Genomic DNA, 18,225 nt, shown 5'->3' on the forward strand with positions numbered 1-18,225 from the left:
CCGCGCAACTGACAGATTTAATTTCTGTCGCGTGGTCCTCTGAACGTACAGCGCCCTCGGCCAGATCCTGGCCGGCGGCGCTTCTTTCGTTCGCAGATAGCTCGGTATGTGCTGACTGTTCCGATCCGTCGAGAGAAGAATGCGGTTGTGGCCGCGGAAATTGGGTTAGCGCGGGACATTCCTGTTCCAGCGCAGCGAGACGAAGGCGAGACACGTGCCGACGATCAACCAGCTGATCCGCAAGCCGCGGGAAGCCCAGAAGGCCCGGAACAAGGTTCCGGCGCTGCAGGCCAGCCCGCAGAAGCGCGGCGTATGCACCCGCGTCTATACGACGACCCCGAAGAAGCCGAACTCGGCGCTTCGTAAGGTCGCGAAGGTTCGTTTGACCAATGGCTATGAGGTCATCGGTTACATCCCCGGCGAGGGGCACAACCTGCAGGAACACTCCGTGGTGATGATCCGCGGCGGCCGCGTCAAGGATCTTCCTGGCGTGCGCTATCACATCCTGCGCGGCGTGCTCGATACGCAGGGCGTCAAGAACCGCAAGCAGCGCCGGTCGAAGTACGGCGCCAAGCGGCCGAAGTGAGGATTTGAGCGATGTCCCGTCGTCATCGTGCAGAGCGCCGTGAAGTCACTCCCGATCCGAAGTTCGGGTCGGAAGTGCTGAGCCGCTTCATGAACGCCGTCATGTATGACGGCAAGAAGTCGGTCGCCGAGGCGATCGTGTACGGCGCGCTCGACCTCGTCGAGACCCGTGCCAAGTCGGAGCCGCTGGGTGTGTTCACCCAGGCGCTCGACAATGTGAGCCCGGCCATCGAGGTGCGTTCCCGCCGTGTCGGCGGCGCCACCTACCAGGTGCCGGTCGAAGTGCGCCCCGAGCGCCGTCAGGCTCTTGCGATCCGCTGGCTGATCACTGCCGCCCGCGCCCGCAATGAGAAGACGATGGTCGAGCGCCTGTCGGGCGAACTGCTCGACGCCTCGAACAATCGCGGCACCGCCGTGAAGAAACGTGAAGACACGCACCGCATGGCGGAGGCCAACCGGGCCTTCTCTCACTATCGCTGGTGATGACGAGAGCCGGTACGAGGATCTGATATGTCGCGCACGCACGCTATCGAAGACTACCGCAACTTCGGCATCATGGCCCACATTGATGCCGGCAAGACCACGACCACTGAACGGATCCTCTATTACACCGGCAAGAGCCACAAGATCGGCGAAGTCCATGATGGCGCCGCCACCATGGACTGGATGACCCAGGAGCAGGAGCGCGGCATCACGATTACGTCGGCCGCGACGACCGCTTTCTGGCAGGGCAAGCGCCTGAACATCATCGACACCCCCGGCCACGTCGACTTCACCATCGAAGTCGAGCGTTCGCTGCGCGTGCTCGACGGTGCGGTGTGCGTGCTCGACGGTAACCAGGGTGTCGAGCCCCAGACGGAAACCGTGTGGCGTCAGGCCGATAAGTACAACGTTCCGCGCATCGTGTTCGTCAACAAGATGGACAAGACTGGCGCCGACTTCTTCCGTTGCGTGGAGATGATCGTCGACCGCGTGGACGGCAAGCCGGTGTGCTGCCAGCTGCCGATCGGTTCCGAGAACAACTTCAAGGGCATCATTGACCTCGTCCGCATGAAGGCGGTCGTGTGGGACAATGAAGAGCTCGGTGCGAAGTATCACGACGAAGAGATCCCGGCCGAACTGCTCGACCAGGCGGTCGAGTATCGCGGCAAGCTGCTCGAAGCGGCGGTCGAGCTCGACGACGACGTGCTGTCGGCCTATCTCGACGGCGTGGAGCCGGACGAGGCGACGCTCAAGGGCCTGATCCGCAAGGCGGTTATCGGTCGCGTGTTCAATCCGGTGTTCTGCGGCTCCGCCTTCAAGAACAAGGGCGTGCAGCCCCTGCTCGACGCGGTCGTGGACTTCCTGCCGTCGCCGATTGATCGTGGCGCGATCAAGGGTATCGACTTCAACACCGAAGAAGAGACCGATCGCAAGCCGTCGGACAGCGATCCGCTCTCCGTGCTCGCGTTCAAGATCATGGACGACCCCTTCGTCGGCACCATTACCTTCTGCCGCGTCTATTCGGGCAAGCTTGAGACCGGTATGGGTCTCCTGAACTCGACCCGCGACAAGAAGGAGCGTGTCGGTCGTATGCTGCTCATGCATGCGAACAACCGTGAGGACATCAAGGAGGCCTATGCGGGCGACATCGTCGCTCTTGCCGGCCTCAAGGAAGTCCGCACCGGCGACACGCTGTGCGACCCGGCCAAGCCCGTCATCCTTGAGAAGATGGAGTTCCCCGAGCCGGTCATCGAGATCGCGATCGAGCCGAAGTCCAAGGCCGACCAGGAAAAGCTGGGCCTCGCTCTCGCGAAGCTCGCCGCTGAGGATCCGTCCTTCCGCGTGTCGACCGACTTCGAGAGCGGCCAGACCATCCTCAAGGGGATGGGTGAACTGCACCTCGACATCAAGGTCGATATCCTGAAGCGCACCTACAAGGTTGACGCCAACATCGGCGCGCCGCAGGTCGCTTATCGCGAGACGATCACCCGCAAGACCGAAGTCGACTACACCCACAAGAAGCAGACCGGTGGTACAGGTCAGTTCGCTCGGGTGAAGTTCGTGGTCGAGCCGAACGAAGTCGGCAAGGGCTTCGCCTTCGAGAGCAAGATCATCGGCGGCGCCGTGCCGAAGGAGTATATCCCCGGCGTCACCAAGGGTCTGGAAAGCGTGCTCGGTTCGGGCGTGCTGGCCGGCTTCCCGGTGGTGGACGTCAAGGTCGACCTGATCGACGGCGCCTATCACGAAGTCGACTCGTCGGCGCTGGCCTTCGAAATCGCCTCGCGTGCCGCTTTCCGTGAAGCCCTGCAGAAGGGCGGCGCGGTGCTGCTGGAGCCGATCATGAAGGTCGAGGTCGTGACCCCGGAAGACTACACCGGTTCGGTCATCGGCGACCTCAACTCCCGTCGTGGCCAGATCCAGGGCCAGGACATGCGTGGCAATGCGAACGTCGTGAACGCGATGGTCCCGCTCGCCAACATGTTTGGCTACGTCAACACGCTCCGGTCCTTCTCGCAGGGCCGCGCTACCTTCACCATGCAGTTCGACCACTACGAGCAGGTGCCGTCGAACGTCGCTCAGGAGGTTCAGGCCAAGTACGCGTGAGCGTCGGCCTGAGTTTCTGAAGCGATTTCGTATCCACATCGATAAGACCGACGGAGAGCCCCGTGGCCAAAGAGAAGTTCAACCGTTCGAAGCCTCACTGCAACATCGGGACGATTGGCCATGTTGACCATGGCAAGACGTCTCTGACGGCAGCGATCACGAAGGTTCTTGCGGAGACGGGCGGCGCGACGTTCACGGCGTACGACCAGATCGACAAGGCGCCGGAAGAGAAGGCGCGCGGCATCACGATCTCGACCGCTCACGTTGAGTATGAGACGACGAACCGCCACTACGCGCATGTCGACTGCCCCGGCCACGCCGACTATGTGAAGAACATGATCACCGGCGCGGCGCAGATGGACGGCGCGATCCTGGTGGTGTCGGCGGCGGACGGCCCGATGCCGCAGACCCGCGAGCACATCCTTCTTGCGCGTCAGGTCGGCGTTCCGGCTCTGGTGGTGTTCCTCAACAAGTGCGACATGGTCGACGACGAGGAACTGCTTGAGCTGGTGGAGCTCGAGGTTCGCGAGCTTCTGTCGAAGTACGACTTCCCGGGCGACGACATCCCGATCATCCGTGGCTCGGCGCTGGTGGCGCTTGAGAACGGCGATCCGAAGCTCGGCCGCGACGCCATCCTGAAGCTGATGGAGTCGGTGGACGCCTACATCCCGCAGCCGGAGCGTCCGGTTGACCTGCCGTTCCTGATGCCGATCGAAGACGTGTTCTCGATTTCGGGCCGCGGCACGGTGGTGACCGGTCGCGTCGAGCGCGGCGTGATCAAGGTCGGCGAGGAAGTCGAGATCGTTGGCATCCGTCCGACGGTGAAGACGACGGTGACGGGCGTGGAAATGTTCCGCAAGCTGCTCGACCAGGGCCAGGCCGGCGACAACGTCGGTATCCTTGTCCGTGGCACGAAGCGCGAGGACGTTGAGCGCGGCCAGGTGGTGTGCAAGCCGGGTTCGGTGAAGCCGCACACGAAGTTCAAGGCCGAGGCCTACATCCTGACGAAGGAAGAGGGCGGGCGCCACACGCCGTTCTTCACCAACTACCGTCCGCAGTTCTATTTCCGCACGACGGACGTGACGGGCATCGTGACCCTGCCGGAAGGCACGGAAATGGTGATGCCGGGCGACAACATCACGGTTGACGTGGCGCTGATCGTTCCGATCGCGATGGAAGAGAAGCTGCGCTTCGCCATCCGCGAAGGCGGCCGCACCGTCGGCGCCGGCGTCGTCGCTTCCATCATCGAGTGACATCGACAATCCCGAGGGGCGCGGGAACGCCTGCGCCCCTTTTTCGTGGAGCTCGTTACTGAGCCCGACTGACGAGCCCTCTGGGAGCCTGAAGTCAATGAACGGCCAAAATATTCGGATCCGCCTCAAGGCGTTCGATCACCGCATCCTGGATGCCTCGACGCGCGAAATCGTTTCGACGGCCAAGCGCACGGGCGCCCAGGTTCGCGGGCCTATTCCGCTTCCGACGCGGATCGAGAAGTTCACGGTCAATCGTTCTCCCCACGTGGACAAGAAGTCCCGTGAGCAGTTCGAAATGCGGACGCACAAGCGTCTGCTGGACATAGTCGACCCGACCCCCCAGACGGTGGACGCGCTGATGAAGCTCGACCTCGCCGCGGGTGTCGACGTCGAGATCAAGCTCTGAGAGAGGCGAAGGGACACGGCCATGCGGTCAGGCGTCATCGCCCAGAAGGTCGGCATGACCCGCATCTTTAACGATGCAGGTGAACATGTTCCGGTCACTGTGCTGAAAGTCGATAATTGCCAGGTGGTTGCCCACCGTACGCTCGAGAAGAACGGCTACACGGCCGTCCAGCTCGGCGTCGGACAGGCGAAGCCGCAGAACACCACCCGCGCTCTGCGCGGCCACTTCGCCGTGGCGAAGGTTGAGCCGAAGCGCAAGATGGCGGAATTCCGCGTCGAGGAAACCGACCTCATTCCGGTCGGCGCCGAACTGACGGTCGATCACTTCGTGGTCGGTCAGTTCGTTGACGTGACGGGCACCTCCATCGGCAAGGGCTTTGCCGGTGGTATGAAGCGCCACAATTTCGGTGGTCTTCGCGCTACGCACGGCGTGTCGGTTTCGCATCGTTCGATCGGTTCGACCGGTGGTCGTCAGGACCCCGGCAAGACCTTTAAGAACAAGAAGATGCCGGGCCACATGGGTCACGAGACGGTGACGACCCAGAACCTCAAGGTGGTGCTCACCGATGTCGAGCGCGGCCTGATCGCGGTCGAGGGTGCGGTTCCCGGCAACAAGGGTGGCTGGATCATCGTCGCTGACGCGGTGAAGAAGAAGCTGCCCGACGCCGCGCCGAAGCCGGGCAAGTTCCGTCTCCCGGGCGCGGAAGCGTCGAGCGAGCCGGCGGCTGACGTTGCGCCCGCGACCGAGGCTGCGGCCGAGGAGAACGTGTGATGGAACTCGCCGTCAAGACTCTCGAAGGGGCCGAAGCCGGCTCCGTCACCCTGTCGGACGAGATCTTCGGTCTCGAGCCGCGCCAGGATATTCTGCACCGCTGCGTGGTGTGGCAGCTGTCGCGTCGTCAGGCCGGCACCCACCAGACCCTTTCGCGCGCCGACGTCAACCGCACCAAGCGGAAGATGTACAAGCAGAAGGGCACCGGCGGCGCTCGCCACGGTGCGGCTTCCGCGCCGCAGTTCCGCGGCGGCGCCAAGGCGTTCGGTCCGGTCTCCCGCAGCCATGCGAGCGACCTGCCGAAGAAGGTGCGTGCGCTCGCTCTGCGGCATGCTCTGTCATCGAAGGCCAAGGACCAGCAGATCGTCGTCCTCGACGACGCCGTGCTGTCCGAGCCGAAGACCAAGCTGCTCAAGGAGCGGCTGGCGGGCCTCGGCCTGTCGAGCGCCCTGGTCGTGTCCGGCGCCGAGGTGGATGCCAATTTCGGCCTCGCCTCGCGCAATGTCACCCATCTCGACGTGCTGCCCGTCCAGGGCATCAACGTCTACGACATCCTGCGCCGCCAGACCCTGGTGCTGACGAAGGCGGCTGTCGACGCTCTGGAGGCGCGCTTCAAATGAGTCTCGATCCGCGCCACTACGACGTGATCGTGTCCCCGGTGATCACCGAGAAGGCCACGATGGCGTCCGAGCACAACAAGGTCGTCTTCAAGGTTGCTCTGACGGCTACCAAGCCGCAGATCAAGGAAGCGGTCGAGAAGCTCTTCGACGTGAAGGTCGAGAGCGTCAACACGCTGGTCCGCAAGGGGAAGACGAAGTTCTTCAAGGGCCGCAAGGGCGTGCAGAGCGACGTGAAGAAGGCGGTCGTGACCCTCGCCGAGGGGCACTCCATCGACATCACGACGGGTCTGTGAGCCGGAATTAAGGGACCAGAGACATGGCGCTCAAAACCTTCAAGCCGGTAACGCCGAGCCTCCGCCAGCTGGTCATCGTCGACCGCTCGGCCCTGTACAAGGGCAAGCCGGTCAAGACGCTGACAGAGGGCAAGTCGGAGGCGGGCGGCCGCAACAACACCGGCCGGGTGACCGTGCGCTTCCGTGGCGGCGGGCACAAGCAGGCCTATCGCCTCGTCGACTTCAAGCGCACCAAGCGCGATGTGGCGGCGACGGTGGAGCGGATCGAATACGATCCCAACCGCACGGCCTTTATCGCCCTCATCAAGTATGAGGACGGTGAGCTCAACTACATCCTGGCGCCGCAGCGCCTCGCGGTTGGCGATCAGGTGATCGCTTCCAAGAGCGTGGACGTGAAGCCGGGCAACGCGGCTCCTCTCGGCAACCTGCCGGTGGGCACGATCGTGCACAATATCGAGCTGAAGATCGGCAAGGGCGGCCAGATCGCCCGTTCCGCCGGCTCCTATGCGCAGATCGTCGGTCGCGATCAGGGCTACGTCATCGTTCGCCTCAATTCGGGTGAGCAGCGGCTGGTCCATGGCGAGTGCATGGGTACGGTCGGCGCCGTGTCGAACCCGGACCACATGAACACCAATCTCGGCAAGGCTGGCCGCAAGCGCTGGCTGGGCCGTCGTCCGCACAACCGTGGTGTCACCATGAACCCGGTCGATCACCCGCATGGCGGCGGCGAAGGCCGCACCTCGGGTGGACGTCATCCGGTCACGCCCTGGGGTTTCCCCACCAAGGGCAAGAAGACCCGGAAGAACAAGTCGACCACGAAGTTCATCGTGTCCAGCCGGCACGCCCGCAAGAAGTGAGCGAGGGAAACTGAACTATGTCTCGATCGGTCTGGAAAGGTCCGTTCGTCGACGGCTACCTCCTCAAGAAGGCGGATGCCGCGCGCACGTCGGGTCGTCACGACGTCATCAAGATTTGGAGCCGCCGTTCCACCATCCTCCCGCAGTTCGTGGGGATCACGTTCGGCGTCTATAACGGCAACAAGCACGTCCCGGTTTCGGTTTCCGAGGACATGGTGGGCCACAAGTTCGGCGAGTTCGCCCCGACCCGTACCTATTACGGGCATGCGGCGGACAAGAAAGCCAAGCGGAAGTAGAGGCAGGGTCATGGGAAAGGCAGCTCGTCCGCGCACGCTCGCGGATACGGAAGCCAAGGCGGTTGCGCGTAACCTTCGCGTCAGCCCCCAGAAGCTCAACCTCGTCGCCGGTCTCATCCGGGGCAAGAAGGTCGCGACCGCTCTGGCCGACCTTCAGTTCTCGCGGAAGCGGATCGCCGGCGACGTGAAGAAGTGCCTGGAGTCGGCCATTGCCAATGCCGAGAATAATCATGAGCTCGATGTCGACGATCTGATCGTCGCCGAGGCGCATGTCGGCAAGGGCCTGGTCATGAAGCGCTTCGCGGCCCGCGCCCGTGGCCGTGCGAGCCGGATCGAAAAGCCGTTCTCGCATATCACCATCGTGGTGCGTGAAGTCGAGGAGAAGGCCTGATGGGTCAGAAGGTCAACCCGGTCGGGCTCCGGCTCGGCATCAACCGCACCTGGGACTCGCGCTGGTTCGCGGGCAAGGGCGAGTACGGCCAGCTGCTTCACGAGGACATCAAGATCCGTGAAGCGCTGCAGAAGCTCTTGAAGCAGGCCGCGGTCTCCAAGATCGTGATCGAGCGTCCGCACAAGAAGTGCCGCGTTACCATCCACTCGGCTCGTCCGGGCGGGGTGATCGGCAAGAAGGGCGCGGACATCGACAAGCTGCGCAAGAAGGTCGCCGAGATGACGAACTCGGAGGTCTTCATCAACATCGTCGAGATTCGGAAGCCCGAAATCGATGCGCGGCTCGTCGCTGAGTCGATTGCGCAGCAGCTCGAGCGCCGTGTGGCATTCCGCCGCGCCATGAAGCGCGCCGTCCAGTCGGCGATGCGTTTGGGCGCGGAAGGCATTCGTATCAACTGCTCCGGCCGCCTCGGCGGCGCGGAAATCGCCCGCCTCGAATGGTATCGTGAAGGGCGTGTGCCGCTTCACACCTTGCGCGCGGACGTGGATTACGGTACGGCCACCGCCTTCACGACCTACGGCACCTGCGGTGTGAAGGTCTGGATCTTCAAGGGCGAGATCCTGGAGCACGATCCGATGGCGCAGGACAAGCGCCAGGCGGAAGGCGATTCCTCGGGTGGTCGCCCGTCGCGTCGCGACGCGGCGTGAGCAGATTGATAAAGGAATAAGAGGCGCGACATGCTGCAACCAAAGCGCACGAAGTTCCGCAAGCAGTTCAAAGGCCGTATTCACGGCGTTGCGAAGGGCGGGACTGACCTCAATTTCGGCCAGTTCGGGCTGAAGGCCATGGAGCCGGAACGCGTTACCGCGCGTCAGATCGAAGCCGCGCGTCGCGCGCTCACCCGTCACATGAAGCGTGCGGGCCGGGTGTGGATTCGCGTTTTCCCCGACGTGCCGGTGTCTTCGAAGCCGACTGAAGTCCGCATGGGTAAGGGTAAGGGCGCGCCCGATTATTGGGCCGCCAAGATCAAGCCCGGCCGCATCATGTTCGAGATCGATGGCGTGAGCCAGGATATCGCTCGTGAAGCGCTTCGGCTGGCGGCGGCGAAGCTGCCGATCAAGACGCGTTTCGTCGAGCGCATCGCTGAGTGACGGAGGAACAGATGACGAAGGCTTCCGACATTCGGACGAAGACCGCCGACGAGCTGCAGGACCAGCTGCTGGGCCTCAAGAAGGAGCAGTTCAACCTGCGCTTCCAGAAGGCGACCGGCCAGCTCGAAAACACGGCGCGGGTGCGTCAGATCCGTCGCGACATCGCGCGGGTCAAGACGATCCAGGCGCAGAAGGCCGCGTCCGCGGCCAAGGCTAAGTGAGGAGAGGGCGATGCCGAAGCGTTTGCTGCAGGGCGTCGTGGTGAGCGACAAGCAGGACAAGACCGTCGTGGTCCGGGTCGAGCGCCGTTTCACCCATCCGCTGCTGAAGAAGACCGTCCGCCGTTCCAAGAAGTACCACGCCCATGACGAGGCGAACGCTTGGAAGGAAGGCGACACCGTCTGGATCGAGGAGCACCGCCCCTTGTCCAAGCTCAAGAACTGGATCGTGGTCCAGGGCGAGAAGCGGGCTGAAGTCTGAGCGCCCGGAAACGGGATTGAGGGGCGCGCGCCGGTGACGGCTGCGCGCGGTTTTTGCGAGAAATAGGTGCGTCATGATCCAGATGCAGACCAATCTCGACGTGGCGGACAATTCCGGTGCGCGTCGCGTCATGTGCATCAAGGTGCTTGGCGGTTCGAAGCGCAAGTATGCCCATGTCGGTGACATCATCGTGGTGTCGGTGAAGGAAGCTATCCCGCGCGGCCGCGTGAAGAAGGGCGACGTGATGAAGGCGGTTGTGGTTCGCACCGCCAAGGACATCCGTCGCGTCGATGGTTCGGTGATCCGCTTCGACCGCAATGCGGCCGTGCTGATCAACAACAACAAGGAGCCGGTCGGCACCCGCATCTTCGGGCCGGTTCCGCGCGAGCTCCGCGCCAAGAACCACATGAAGATCATCTCGCTGGCGCCGGAGGTGCTTTGATGGCCGCTAAGATCAAGAAGGGCGACAAGGTCGTCGTTCTCACCGGCCGCGACAAGGGTCGCACGGGCGAGGTTTTCGAGGTGCTGCCGAAGGAAGGCACCGCGCGCGTGCGCGGCGTCAACCTCGTGAAGCGGCACCAGCGGCAGAGCGCGAACCAGGAAGGCGGGATCATCTCGAAGGAGGCCCCGCTCAACCTGTCGAACATCGCACTCGCCGATCCGAAGGATGGCAAGCCGACCCGCGTCGGTTTCCTTGTGCAGGCGGACGGCACCAAGGTGCGCGTCGCCAAGCGCTCGGGGGAGAAGATCGATGGCTGAGACCAGCTACAGCCCGCGGATGAAGGCCTTCTATGAGGCTGTCGTCCGCCAGAAGATGATCGAGCAGTTCGGCTACAAGAACCCCATGGAAGTGCCGACGATCGAGAAGATCGTCATCAACATGGGCGTTGGCGAAGCGACTGCCGACACCAAGAAGGTGCAGACCGCTGCCGGGGACCTCGCGCTCATCGCCGGTCAGAAGCCGGTCGTGACCCGCGCCCGCAAGGCGATCTCGAACTTCAAGCTGCGCGAGAACCAGCCGGTCGGCGCGAAGGTCACCCTTCGCAAGACCCGCATGTTCGAGTTCGTCGACCGCCTGGTGAATATCGCCCTGCCGCGCGTCCGCGACTTCCGTGGCCTGAATCCGAAGAGCTTCGACGGCCGTGGCAACTACGCCATGGGCATCAAGGAGCACATCGTGTTCCCCGAGATCAACTACGACAAGGTTGATCAGATGTGGGGCATGGACATCATCGTCTGCACGACGGCGAAGACGGACGAAGAGGCGCGCGCGCTTCTGAAGGCCTTCAACTTCCCGTTCCGTCAGTAAGCATCCCCTTCCGGCTGTGGGGCGGAGCCCCAAACGCGGAGACTAGGAGCAAGATCATATGGCCAAGAAGAGCTCGGTCGAAAAGAACGAACACCGCCGCAAGCTCGTGAAGAGCTATGCCGGCCGGCGTTCGCGTCTGAAGGCCCTGGTGAGCAACAAGGAACTGCCGATCGAGGAACGCTTCGCCGCGGTTCTCAAGCTGGCGGAACTGCCGCGCAATTCGGCGAAGGTGCGCATTCGCAATCGTTGCGAAGTCACCGGCCGCCCGCGCGCCTATTATCGCAAGCTGAAGATGAGCCGTATCGCGCTGCGCGAGCTCGGTTCCCAGGGCCAGATTCCTGGCCTCGTCAAGTCGAGCTGGTGAGGAGGGTCGATCCATGTCCACGACTGATCCGATCGGCGATCTGATTACCCGCATCCGCAACGCGCAGATGCGCCGCAAGGAAAAGATCTCCACGCCGGGTTCGCGTCTGCGCGCCAGCGTGCTCGAGGTTCTTGCGGCCGAAGGCTACATCCGCGGCTATTCGGCTTCCGAGCCGGTCAATGGCCGTACCGAGTTCGAGATCGAACTCAAGTACTTCGATGGCGAGCCGGTGATCCGCGAGATTTCGCGTGTCTCCAAGCCGGGTCGGCGGGTTTATTCCTCCGTCAAGACCCTTCCCCGCGTCGCCAACGGCCTTGGCGTCGCTGTCGTCTCCACGCCGCAGGGCGTGATGGCGGACCACGAAGCCCGCGAGAAGAACGTGGGCGGCGAGGTCCTCTTCACGATCTTCTGATCGGGGAGGAGAGAGAGCACATGTCCAAGATCGGTAAAGCCCCCATCACCATTCCGGCCGGCGTCACGGCGTCGATCGATGGTCAGACGGTGAAGGTCAAGGGTCCCAAGGGGACGCTGGAGACCACCGTTGTCGACGAGATCTCGGTCAAGATGGAGGACGGGGCCATCCTGTTCGCCCTCAACGGCGAGACCAACCGCCACAAGGCGATGTGGGGCCTGTCCCGCACGCTGGTGGCCAATCTGGTCGAAGGCGTGACCAAGGGCTTCGAGAAGAAGCTCGAGATCAGCGGCGTCGGCTATCGCGCGGCCGTGCAAGGCAAGAGCCTGAGCCTGGCGCTCGGCTTCAGCCACGACGTCAACTATCCGATCCCGGAAGGGATTCAGATCGTGACGCCGAAGCCGACCGAGATCGTCATCAGCGGCATCGACCGTCAGCAGGTCGGTCAGGTCGCTGCCGAGATTCGCGACTATCGCGGTCCCGAGCCCTACAAGGGCAAGGGCGTGAAGTACGCGGGTGAGTTCATCTTCCGCAAGGAAGGCAAGAAGAAGTAACGGACCCGAACCATGGCACAGTACAAGGACGCTACCGAGCGCCGTAAGGCGCGTGTCCGTCGTGCTCTCCGCACGACGGCGAACGGGCGGCCGCGCCTCTCGGTGCATCGCTCGTCGAAGCACATCTATGCGCAGATCATCGACGATGCGCGTGGCGTGACGCTTGCGTCCGCCTCCACGCTCGAGAAGACCCTGCGGGAAAGCCTCAAGACCGGCGCGGATATCGCGGCGGCCCAGGCGATCGGCAAGCTCGTGGCGGAACGCGCCGTCGCAGCCGGTGTGAAGGACGTGGTCTTCGACCGCGGCGCCTTCATCTATCACGGCCGCGTCAAGGCGCTCGCCGAGTCCGCCCGCGAGGGCGGTCTCAACTTCTGAGATCACGAGCGGGATCCCCCGCAGAACGAAGGATATGATCATGGCTCGTGAACGTGAGCGTGAACGCGAGGATCGCGACAACACGTTCGTGGACAAGCTGGTCCACATCAACCGTGTCGCGAAGGTTGTGAAGGGTGGCCGTCGCTTCGGCTTTGCCGCTCTTGTGGTTGTCGGTGACCAGAAGGGTCGCGTCGGTTTCGGTCACGGTAAGGCCCGTGAAGTGCCGGAAGCGATCCGTAAGGCGACGGAAGCTGCCAAGCGCGCGCTGATCCGCGTGCCGCTGCGCGAAGGCCGTACGCTGCATCATGACGTGCATGGCCATCACGGCGCTGGCAAGGTGATCCTGCGTGCGGCTCCGGCCGGTACCGGCATCATCGCCGGTGGCCCGATGCGCGCGGTGTTCGAGACGCTTGGCATGCAGGACGTGGTGGCGAAGTCGTTTGGCTCGTCCAACCCGTACAACATGGTCCGTGCGACCTTCGAGGCCCTGAAGAACCAGGACAGCCCGCGTCTCGTCGCGGCGCGTCGCAGCCTCAAAGTCTCGCAGCTTCAGTCGCGCCGTCGTGTTGACGACGCCGAAGCGACCGACTGACGCCTGAGAGGTAGGGAAGCTAATCATGGCGAACAGCACCAATACGGTCACGGTCGAACAGACCGGCAGCCCGATCCGCCGCCCCGAGGCTCAGCGCGCGACGCTGATCGGTCTCGGCCTCAACAAGCTCGGGCGTCGCTCGACGCTTGAAGACACCCCGGCCGTGCGTGGCATGATCTACAAGGTCCGCCACCTCGTTCGCGTCGTCGAAGCGTGACGGCGCTGTAGGAGACTGGCGATGAGCAGCCTTAACGAGATCAAGGACAATTCCGGCGCTCGCAAGAAGCGCATGCGCGTCGGCCGCGGCATCGGTTCGGGCAAGGGCAAGACCGCGGGTCGCGGCGTGAAGGGTCAGACCTCGCGCACCGGCGTTGCGATCAAGGGCTTCGAGGGCGGCCAGATGCCGATCCATCGTCGTCTGCCCAAGCGCGGCTTCACGAACATCTTCGCGCTGGACTGGAACGAGGTTTCTCTCGGCCGCATCCAGACCGCGATTGACGCTGGTAAGCTGGATGGCAAGGAGACCATCACTCAGGCGTCGCTCGTCGAGGCCGGCGTCCTGCGCCGTGCCAAGGACGGCGTGCGCGTGCTGGGTTCCGGCGAGCTGACCGCCAAGGTCACGCTGGAAGTTGCCCACGCGACCAAGTCTGCGGTCGAAGCGATCGAGAAGGCCGGCGGCCAGGTGACGCTGCTCGCGTCCAAGGCCGAGGCTAGCGAGACGGCGGCCTGACGCTTAAGTCAGGCCGTACTAAACTTACAGGGCACAGACGAGGAGCGGAGCCACCATGGCCTCGGCAGCAGAACAGCTCGCGGCAAACCTCAACTTCGGTGCTCTGGCAAAAGCCGATGAACTGAAGAAGCGCATCTGGTTCACCCTGGGTGCGCTTCTCGTTTATCGGCTGGGCACCTACATTCCGATGCCGGGGATCAATCCCGACGCGCTCGCCGACGTGTTCCGTACGGCGCAGCAGGGCATCATCGGCCTCTTCAACATGTTCTCGGGCGGCGCGGTCTCGCGCATGGCAATTTTCGCCCTGAACATCATGCCGTACATCTCCGCCTCCATCATCATTCAACTGCTGACCACCGTCTCGCCGACGCTGGAAGCGTTGAAGAAGGAGGGCGAGTCCGGCCGCAAGCAGATCAACCAGTACACGCGCTACCTCACGGTCGTGCTGGCTGTGTTCCAGTCCTACGGCATTGCTGTTGGGCTCGAAGGCTCCGGCGCCGTGGTTTCGGATCCCGGCTGGTTCTTCCGCATCTCCACGGTGATCACGCTTACCGGCGGCACTATGTTCCTGATGTGGCTCGGCGAGCAGATCACCTCGCGCGGCATTGGCAACGGCATTTCGCTGATCATCTTCGCTGGCATCGTGGCGGAATTGCCCTCGGCGATCGCCAACACGCTCGAGCTGGGTCGCCAGGGCGCGCTGTCCACCGGCATCATCCTCGCGGTGATTTTGATGGCCGTCGGCATCATCATGTTCATCGTGTTCATGGAGCGGGCGCAGCGCCGGCTGCTGATCCAGTACCCCAAGCGTCAGGTCGGCAATAAGGTGTATGAGGGTCAGTCCTCGCACCTGCCGCTGAAGCTGAACACCTCGGGCGTGATTCCTCCGATTTTCGCCTCGTCGCTGTTGCTGATCCCGACCACGGTTGCGAGCTTCATGCAGAACTCGGGGCCGGCCTGGCTGACGACGGTAACGACGTTGATCGGACACGGGCAGCCGCTGTTCATGCTGCTCTATGTGCTGCTGATCGTGTTCTTCTGCTTCTTCTACACCGCGATCGTGTTCAACCCGACCGAGACGGCCGACAATCTGAAGAAGCATGGCGGCTTCATTCCGGGCATCCGCCCGGGCGAGCGGACTGCCGAGTACATCGACTATGTGCTGACTCGCATCACGGTCATCGGTGCGGCTTACCTTGCGATTGTGTGCCTCTTCCCGGAGATTCTGATCTCCTATGCCGCGGTCCCGTTCTACTTCGGCGGAACCTCGCTGCTTATCGTGGTCAGCGTGACCATGGATACGGTGGCTCAGGTTCAGGGTCATTTGCTGGCGCATCAATATGAGGGGCTGGTCAAGAAGGCCAAGCTCAGGGGGAAGCGCCGATGAGGCTTATACTGCTCGGACCTCCGGGCGCGGGGAAGGGCACGCAAGCGCAGCGACTGGTGGCGCGGCACGGTATCGTGCAACTGTCTACCGGCGACATGCTGCGCGAGGCGGTTCGTAACGAGACGCCGATCGGCCTGAAGGCTAAGGCGGTGATGGACGCCGGGAATCTGGTCTCAGACGAGATCGTGATCGGCATCATCTCTGATCGGATCGATCAGGCGGATTGCGCGAAGGGGTTCATCCTCGACGGCTTTCCGCGCACGGTCGCACAGGCTGAGGCACTCGACCGCATTCTGGCGGAGAAGGGTCTGAAGCTCGACGCGGTAATCGAACTGAAGGTCGACCAGACCAAGCTGGTCGACCGGATCGTCCAGCGCGCCAAGGAGACGGCGGCGCGGGGTGAGCCGGTTCGTAAGGACGACGATCCGGAGGTCTTCAAGACTCGGCTCGAGGCCTTCAATCGCGATACCGCCGTCGTCGCCCCCTATTATGCGGAGCGGGGGATGCTGGCGACCATCGACGGGATGAAGCCGATTGATGAGGTTACCAAGGCGATTGCCGACGTCCTCGAATTGGCGTGAGGACTCTTGTGCGGCTTGACATTGGAGCGGAATCGCTCTAAGTGCCGCGCTTCACTCAAGCGGGTGCCGCCGATCGACATCACGTCGCGGATGTCGGGCGGCCTCGTGCGTATCTCCGCAAGGGCCGGCCTCCACCGGCGCGGAGCATTCCAAATCACCGGTTCGCCGGTCCACATGGAGAGAGCGACGTGGCTCGTATTGCAGGCGTTAACATCCCGACCAACAAGCGCGTCATCATTGCGCTTCAGTACATTCACGGCATCGGTGCGAAGAACGCAGCCGATATCGTTGAGAAGGTCGGCATTCCCCTTGATCGTCGCGTGAACCAGCTCACCGACCAGGAAGTGCTGCAGATTCGCGAGACGATTGATCGTGATTATCTCGTCGAGGGCGATCTGCGCCGCGAAGTATCGATGAACATCAAGCGCCTGATGGACCTTGGCTGCTATCGTGGCCTGCGTCATCGGCGTGGCCTGCCGGTGCGCGGTCAGCGGACCCACACCAATGCCCGCACCCGCAAGGGTCCGGCCAAGGCGATCGCCGGCAAGAAGAAGTGAGGGGAGCGGGCGCGAGCCCGCTTTTCCGCGCCGGCGCCGCGTGCGGCCGGCGCATTCGTTCCTACTGATGTCCCGAGCGCCTGGAATGACGGGCGCGCCCGAAGGATCCAAAGTCTATGGCTAAAGAAGCTGCCCGCATTAAGCGCCGTGAGCGCAAGAACATTGCCTCCGGCGTTGCGCATGTGAATGCGTCGTTCAACAACACCATGATCACCATCACCGACGCGCAGGGCAACACCATTGCCTGGTCCTCGGCGGGCGCCATGGGCTTCAAGGGGTCGCGTAAGTCCACGCCGTATGCGGCGCAGGTCGCGGCCGAGGATTGCGCCCGCAAGGCCGCCGATCACGGCATGCGCACCATCGAGGTCGAAGTTTCCGGTCCCGGTTCGGGGCGCGAGTCGGCGCTGCGGGCTTTCCAGGCGGCGGGTTTCACCGTGACGTCGATCCGCGACGTGACGCCGATCCCGCACAATGGCTGCCGTCCGCGCAAGCGTCGGCGCGTCTGACGCCTAATCATCCAGCGGCGCCTCGGGCGCCGCAGGGGCCGCTGCTTCGGGCCTTCCCTTCGCCGCTGAGGGGACGTTGCCGGGCAGGGAGTCCGGGGCACCGTCGAAACCAAGGGTGACGTCGTGATTCAAAAGAACTGGCAAGAGCTGATCAAGCCCGAGAAGCTTGAAGTCTCGCTCGGCAGCGACCCGAAGCGCCTGGCGACTGTCGTCGCCGAGCCGCTCGAGCGCGGCTTCGGGCAGACGCTCGGCAATGCGCTGCGCCGCATCCTGCTGTCGTCGCTCCAGGGCGCGGCGGTGACGTCCGTGCATATTGATGGGGTGCTGCACGAGTTCTCGTCGATCCCGGGCGTGCGTGAGGATGTGACGGACATCGTCCTGAACATCAAGGACATCGCCATCAAGATGGCTGGCGATGGCCCTAAGCGCATGGTCGTGAAGAAGCAGGGCCCGGGCGTCGTCACCGCTGGCGACATCCAGACCGTGGGCGATGTGCAGGTGCTGAACCCCGAGCTTGTGCTGTGCACGCTCGATGATGGTGCCGAAATCCGCATGGAATTCACCGTCGACACCGGCAAGGGCTATGTGGCGGCTGACCGCAACCGTCCCGAAGACGCGCCGATCGGCCTCATCCCCGTCGATAGCCTCTATTCGCCGGTCAAGAAGGTCTCCTACAAGGTCGAGAACACCCGCGAGGGCCAGATTCTCGACTATGACAAGCTGACCCTCACCATCGAGACCAACGGTTCGGTCGGTCCGGAGGACGCGCTCGCCTATGCCGCGCGCATCCTGCAGGACCAGCTGGAAATCTTCGTCAACTTCGAAGAGCCCAAGCGGGAGACGGAAAGCCCTGTTATGCAGGAGCTGCCCTTCAACCCGGCGCTGCTCAAGAAGGTGGACGAGCTGGAGCTCTCGGTGCGTTCGGCGAACTGCCTGAAGAACGACAACATCGTCTATATCGGCGACCTGATCCAGAAGACCGAGGCGGAGATGCTCCGTACCCCGAACTTCGGCCGCAAGTCGCTGAACGAGATCAAGGAAGTGCTCGCCAGCATGGGCCTGCATCTCGGCATGGAAGTGCCGGGCTGGCCGCCGGAGAACATTGAGGATCTCGCCAAGCGGTTCGAAGATCATTATTGAGCATTGAGCGCGGCGTTCGAGCCGTCATC

Annotated in this window: 30 protein-coding genes; all 30 read left to right on the top strand. The window is 63.3% G+C overall.

Features of this window, described 5'->3' with window-relative positions; translation table 11 throughout:
- Positions 1-214: 214 nt before the first annotated feature.
- The 30 genes from rpsL to ACO07Z_RS03995 all read left to right on the top strand — a co-directional run bounded on the left by rpsL (position 215) and on the right by ACO07Z_RS03995 (position 18,196).
- Positions 215-586 (top strand): 30S ribosomal protein S12, encoded by a 372-nt coding sequence (rpsL, locus tag ACO07Z_RS03850; RefSeq protein WP_018390597.1) that lies wholly within the window; start codon positions 215-217, stop codon positions 584-586.
- Between the two features lie 11 nt (positions 587-597).
- Positions 598-1,068, top strand: coding sequence for a 30S ribosomal protein S7 (rpsG, locus tag ACO07Z_RS03855; RefSeq protein WP_244376923.1), 471 nt, complete (start codon positions 598-600; stop codon positions 1,066-1,068).
- 27 nt (positions 1,069-1,095) lie between these two features.
- Positions 1,096-3,171, top strand: a complete 2,076-nt coding sequence (fusA, locus tag ACO07Z_RS03860; RefSeq protein ID WP_244376922.1) for an elongation factor G — start codon at positions 1,096-1,098, stop codon at positions 3,169-3,171.
- Between the two features lie 62 nt (positions 3,172-3,233).
- Positions 3,234-4,424, top strand: coding sequence for an elongation factor Tu (gene tuf / locus ACO07Z_RS03865; protein ID WP_421697473.1), 1,191 nt, complete (start codon positions 3,234-3,236; stop codon positions 4,422-4,424).
- Positions 4,425-4,521: 97 nt separating this feature from the next.
- A complete protein-coding gene (gene rpsJ / locus ACO07Z_RS03870) occupies positions 4,522-4,830 on the top strand; it encodes a 30S ribosomal protein S10 (protein WP_013166261.1) in 309 nt (102 codons plus the stop codon).
- Positions 4,831-4,851: 21 nt separating this feature from the next.
- On the top strand, positions 4,852-5,601 hold the full coding sequence (rplC, locus tag ACO07Z_RS03875; RefSeq protein ID WP_307017035.1) for a 50S ribosomal protein L3: 750 nt from the start codon (positions 4,852-4,854) through the stop codon (positions 5,599-5,601).
- Positions 5,601-6,221 carry a 50S ribosomal protein L4 gene (gene rplD / locus ACO07Z_RS03880; RefSeq protein WP_244376919.1) on the top strand — a complete coding sequence of 207 codons (621 nt, stop codon included), beginning with the start codon at positions 5,601-5,603 and terminating at the stop codon, positions 6,219-6,221. The genes rplC and rplD overlap by 1 nt, the downstream gene beginning before the upstream one ends.
- Complete coding sequence (locus ACO07Z_RS03885; RefSeq protein WP_244376918.1) at positions 6,218-6,514, top strand: 50S ribosomal protein L23; 297 nt, start codon at positions 6,218-6,220, stop codon at positions 6,512-6,514. Before rplD ends, ACO07Z_RS03885 begins: the two co-directional genes overlap by 4 nt.
- 23 nt (positions 6,515-6,537) lie before the next feature.
- Entirely contained in the window at positions 6,538-7,371 is an 834-nt protein-coding gene (rplB, locus tag ACO07Z_RS03890) for a 50S ribosomal protein L2 (RefSeq protein WP_244376917.1), read from the top strand.
- Positions 7,372-7,388: 17 nt separating this feature from the next.
- Positions 7,389-7,667: a 30S ribosomal protein S19 gene (gene rpsS / locus ACO07Z_RS03895; protein ID WP_131835104.1), complete on the top strand. Its 279-nt coding sequence runs from the start codon at positions 7,389-7,391 to the stop codon at positions 7,665-7,667.
- A gap of 10 nt (positions 7,668-7,677) precedes the next feature.
- Positions 7,678-8,058 carry a 50S ribosomal protein L22 gene (gene rplV, locus ACO07Z_RS03900; protein ID WP_018390605.1) on the top strand — a complete coding sequence of 127 codons (381 nt, stop codon included), beginning with the start codon at positions 7,678-7,680 and terminating at the stop codon, positions 8,056-8,058.
- On the top strand, positions 8,058-8,765 hold the full coding sequence (gene rpsC, locus ACO07Z_RS03905; RefSeq protein ID WP_421697480.1) for a 30S ribosomal protein S3: 708 nt from the start codon (positions 8,058-8,060) through the stop codon (positions 8,763-8,765). Before rplV ends, rpsC begins: the two co-directional genes overlap by 1 nt.
- Before the next feature lie 30 nt (positions 8,766-8,795).
- Positions 8,796-9,209 (top strand): 50S ribosomal protein L16, encoded by a 414-nt coding sequence (gene rplP / locus ACO07Z_RS03910; RefSeq protein ID WP_244376915.1) that lies wholly within the window; start codon positions 8,796-8,798, stop codon positions 9,207-9,209.
- Between the two features lie 11 nt (positions 9,210-9,220).
- A complete protein-coding gene (rpmC, locus tag ACO07Z_RS03915) occupies positions 9,221-9,430 on the top strand; it encodes a 50S ribosomal protein L29 (RefSeq protein WP_244376914.1) in 210 nt (69 codons plus the stop codon).
- A 10-nt stretch (positions 9,431-9,440) separates the two neighbouring features.
- Positions 9,441-9,689, top strand: coding sequence for a 30S ribosomal protein S17 (gene rpsQ / locus ACO07Z_RS03920; RefSeq protein WP_244376913.1), 249 nt, complete (start codon positions 9,441-9,443; stop codon positions 9,687-9,689).
- 73 nt (positions 9,690-9,762) lie between these two features.
- Positions 9,763-10,131 carry a 50S ribosomal protein L14 gene (gene rplN / locus ACO07Z_RS03925; RefSeq protein WP_018390610.1) on the top strand — a complete coding sequence of 123 codons (369 nt, stop codon included), beginning with the start codon at positions 9,763-9,765 and terminating at the stop codon, positions 10,129-10,131.
- Positions 10,131-10,448, top strand: a complete 318-nt coding sequence (gene rplX / locus ACO07Z_RS03930; protein ID WP_244376912.1) for a 50S ribosomal protein L24 — start codon at positions 10,131-10,133, stop codon at positions 10,446-10,448. Before rplN ends, rplX begins: the two co-directional genes overlap by 1 nt.
- Complete coding sequence (gene rplE, locus ACO07Z_RS03935; protein ID WP_421697481.1) at positions 10,441-10,998, top strand: 50S ribosomal protein L5; 558 nt, start codon at positions 10,441-10,443, stop codon at positions 10,996-10,998. Before rplX ends, rplE begins: the two co-directional genes overlap by 8 nt.
- 58 nt (positions 10,999-11,056) lie before the next feature.
- A complete protein-coding gene (gene rpsN, locus ACO07Z_RS03940; protein ID WP_244376911.1) occupies positions 11,057-11,362 on the top strand; it encodes a 30S ribosomal protein S14 in 306 nt (101 codons plus the stop codon).
- Between the two features lie 13 nt (positions 11,363-11,375).
- On the top strand, positions 11,376-11,774 hold the full coding sequence (gene rpsH, locus ACO07Z_RS03945; protein WP_421697482.1) for a 30S ribosomal protein S8: 399 nt from the start codon (positions 11,376-11,378) through the stop codon (positions 11,772-11,774).
- 20 nt (positions 11,775-11,794) lie between these two features.
- Entirely contained in the window at positions 11,795-12,328 is a 534-nt protein-coding gene (gene rplF / locus ACO07Z_RS03950; protein WP_244376909.1) for a 50S ribosomal protein L6, read from the top strand.
- Positions 12,329-12,340: 12 nt separating this feature from the next.
- On the top strand, positions 12,341-12,703 hold the full coding sequence (rplR, locus tag ACO07Z_RS03955; RefSeq protein WP_244376908.1) for a 50S ribosomal protein L18: 363 nt from the start codon (positions 12,341-12,343) through the stop codon (positions 12,701-12,703).
- A 40-nt stretch (positions 12,704-12,743) separates the two neighbouring features.
- Positions 12,744-13,295, top strand: a complete 552-nt coding sequence (gene rpsE, locus ACO07Z_RS03960) for a 30S ribosomal protein S5 (RefSeq protein WP_013166279.1) — start codon at positions 12,744-12,746, stop codon at positions 13,293-13,295.
- Positions 13,296-13,320: 25 nt separating this feature from the next.
- Complete coding sequence (rpmD, locus tag ACO07Z_RS03965) at positions 13,321-13,512, top strand: 50S ribosomal protein L30 (protein WP_018390618.1); 192 nt, start codon at positions 13,321-13,323, stop codon at positions 13,510-13,512.
- 21 nt (positions 13,513-13,533) lie between these two features.
- Positions 13,534-14,025, top strand: coding sequence for a 50S ribosomal protein L15 (gene rplO / locus ACO07Z_RS03970; protein ID WP_421697483.1), 492 nt, complete (start codon positions 13,534-13,536; stop codon positions 14,023-14,025).
- A 55-nt stretch (positions 14,026-14,080) separates the two neighbouring features.
- Positions 14,081-15,412: a preprotein translocase subunit SecY gene (secY, locus tag ACO07Z_RS03975; RefSeq protein WP_244376906.1), complete on the top strand. Its 1,332-nt coding sequence runs from the start codon at positions 14,081-14,083 to the stop codon at positions 15,410-15,412.
- Positions 15,409-15,993, top strand: a complete 585-nt coding sequence (locus ACO07Z_RS03980) for an adenylate kinase (RefSeq protein WP_244376905.1) — start codon at positions 15,409-15,411, stop codon at positions 15,991-15,993. Before secY ends, ACO07Z_RS03980 begins: the two co-directional genes overlap by 4 nt.
- 188 nt (positions 15,994-16,181) lie before the next feature.
- Positions 16,182-16,550: a 30S ribosomal protein S13 gene (gene rpsM / locus ACO07Z_RS03985; RefSeq protein WP_244376904.1), complete on the top strand. Its 369-nt coding sequence runs from the start codon at positions 16,182-16,184 to the stop codon at positions 16,548-16,550.
- 116 nt (positions 16,551-16,666) lie between these two features.
- The gene (gene rpsK, locus ACO07Z_RS03990; RefSeq protein WP_018390623.1) at positions 16,667-17,056 is read left to right on the top strand and encodes a 30S ribosomal protein S11; all 390 of its coding nucleotides are present in this window, start codon (positions 16,667-16,669) and stop codon (positions 17,054-17,056) included.
- A 123-nt stretch (positions 17,057-17,179) separates the two neighbouring features.
- Entirely contained in the window at positions 17,180-18,196 is a 1,017-nt protein-coding gene (locus ACO07Z_RS03995; RefSeq protein WP_307017049.1) for a DNA-directed RNA polymerase subunit alpha, read from the top strand.
- The last annotated feature ends 29 nt before the right edge of the window (positions 18,197-18,225 follow it).

This window comes from Ancylobacter sp. (assembly GCF_965229075.1).
Taxonomy (GTDB): Bacteria; Pseudomonadota; Alphaproteobacteria; order Rhizobiales; family Xanthobacteraceae; genus Ancylobacter.

What these genes read in the sequence shown, in the direction of transcription:
- fusA (WP_244376922.1), top strand. Translation starts at nt 1,096, where the DNA reads ATGTCGCGCACGCACGCTATCGAAGACTACCGCAACTTCGGCATCATG.
- rpmD (WP_018390618.1), top strand. Translation starts at nt 13,321, where the DNA reads ATGGCGAACAGCACCAATACGGTCACGGTCGAACAGACCGGCAGCCCG.
- rplX (WP_244376912.1), top strand. Translation starts at nt 10,131, where the DNA reads ATGGCCGCTAAGATCAAGAAGGGCGACAAGGTCGTCGTTCTCACCGGC.
- rpmC (WP_244376914.1), top strand. Translation starts at nt 9,221, where the DNA reads ATGACGAAGGCTTCCGACATTCGGACGAAGACCGCCGACGAGCTGCAG.
- rplC (WP_307017035.1), top strand. Translation starts at nt 4,852, where the DNA reads ATGCGGTCAGGCGTCATCGCCCAGAAGGTCGGCATGACCCGCATCTTT.
- rplO (WP_421697483.1), top strand. Translation starts at nt 13,534, where the DNA reads ATGAGCAGCCTTAACGAGATCAAGGACAATTCCGGCGCTCGCAAGAAG.
- rplE (WP_421697481.1), top strand. Translation starts at nt 10,441, where the DNA reads ATGGCTGAGACCAGCTACAGCCCGCGGATGAAGGCCTTCTATGAGGCT.
- rpsN (WP_244376911.1), top strand. Translation starts at nt 11,057, where the DNA reads ATGGCCAAGAAGAGCTCGGTCGAAAAGAACGAACACCGCCGCAAGCTC.
- rpsK (WP_018390623.1), top strand. Translation starts at nt 16,667, where the DNA reads ATGGCTAAAGAAGCTGCCCGCATTAAGCGCCGTGAGCGCAAGAACATT.
- rpsH (WP_421697482.1), top strand. Translation starts at nt 11,376, where the DNA reads ATGTCCACGACTGATCCGATCGGCGATCTGATTACCCGCATCCGCAAC.
- ACO07Z_RS03980 (WP_244376905.1), top strand. Translation starts at nt 15,409, where the DNA reads ATGAGGCTTATACTGCTCGGACCTCCGGGCGCGGGGAAGGGCACGCAA.
- rplD (WP_244376919.1), top strand. Translation starts at nt 5,601, where the DNA reads ATGGAACTCGCCGTCAAGACTCTCGAAGGGGCCGAAGCCGGCTCCGTC.
- rplN (WP_018390610.1), top strand. Translation starts at nt 9,763, where the DNA reads ATGATCCAGATGCAGACCAATCTCGACGTGGCGGACAATTCCGGTGCG.
- rplB (WP_244376917.1), top strand. Translation starts at nt 6,538, where the DNA reads ATGGCGCTCAAAACCTTCAAGCCGGTAACGCCGAGCCTCCGCCAGCTG.
- rpsE (WP_013166279.1), top strand. Translation starts at nt 12,744, where the DNA reads ATGGCTCGTGAACGTGAGCGTGAACGCGAGGATCGCGACAACACGTTC.
- rplV (WP_018390605.1), top strand. Translation starts at nt 7,678, where the DNA reads ATGGGAAAGGCAGCTCGTCCGCGCACGCTCGCGGATACGGAAGCCAAG.
- rpsS (WP_131835104.1), top strand. Translation starts at nt 7,389, where the DNA reads ATGTCTCGATCGGTCTGGAAAGGTCCGTTCGTCGACGGCTACCTCCTC.
- rplP (WP_244376915.1), top strand. Translation starts at nt 8,796, where the DNA reads ATGCTGCAACCAAAGCGCACGAAGTTCCGCAAGCAGTTCAAAGGCCGT.
- rplF (WP_244376909.1), top strand. Translation starts at nt 11,795, where the DNA reads ATGTCCAAGATCGGTAAAGCCCCCATCACCATTCCGGCCGGCGTCACG.
- ACO07Z_RS03885 (WP_244376918.1), top strand. Translation starts at nt 6,218, where the DNA reads ATGAGTCTCGATCCGCGCCACTACGACGTGATCGTGTCCCCGGTGATC.
- rpsG (WP_244376923.1), top strand. Translation starts at nt 598, where the DNA reads ATGTCCCGTCGTCATCGTGCAGAGCGCCGTGAAGTCACTCCCGATCCG.
- rpsQ (WP_244376913.1), top strand. Translation starts at nt 9,441, where the DNA reads ATGCCGAAGCGTTTGCTGCAGGGCGTCGTGGTGAGCGACAAGCAGGAC.
- rpsC (WP_421697480.1), top strand. Translation starts at nt 8,058, where the DNA reads ATGGGTCAGAAGGTCAACCCGGTCGGGCTCCGGCTCGGCATCAACCGC.
- secY (WP_244376906.1), top strand. Translation starts at nt 14,081, where the DNA reads ATGGCCTCGGCAGCAGAACAGCTCGCGGCAAACCTCAACTTCGGTGCT.
- rpsJ (WP_013166261.1), top strand. Translation starts at nt 4,522, where the DNA reads ATGAACGGCCAAAATATTCGGATCCGCCTCAAGGCGTTCGATCACCGC.
- rplR (WP_244376908.1), top strand. Translation starts at nt 12,341, where the DNA reads ATGGCACAGTACAAGGACGCTACCGAGCGCCGTAAGGCGCGTGTCCGT.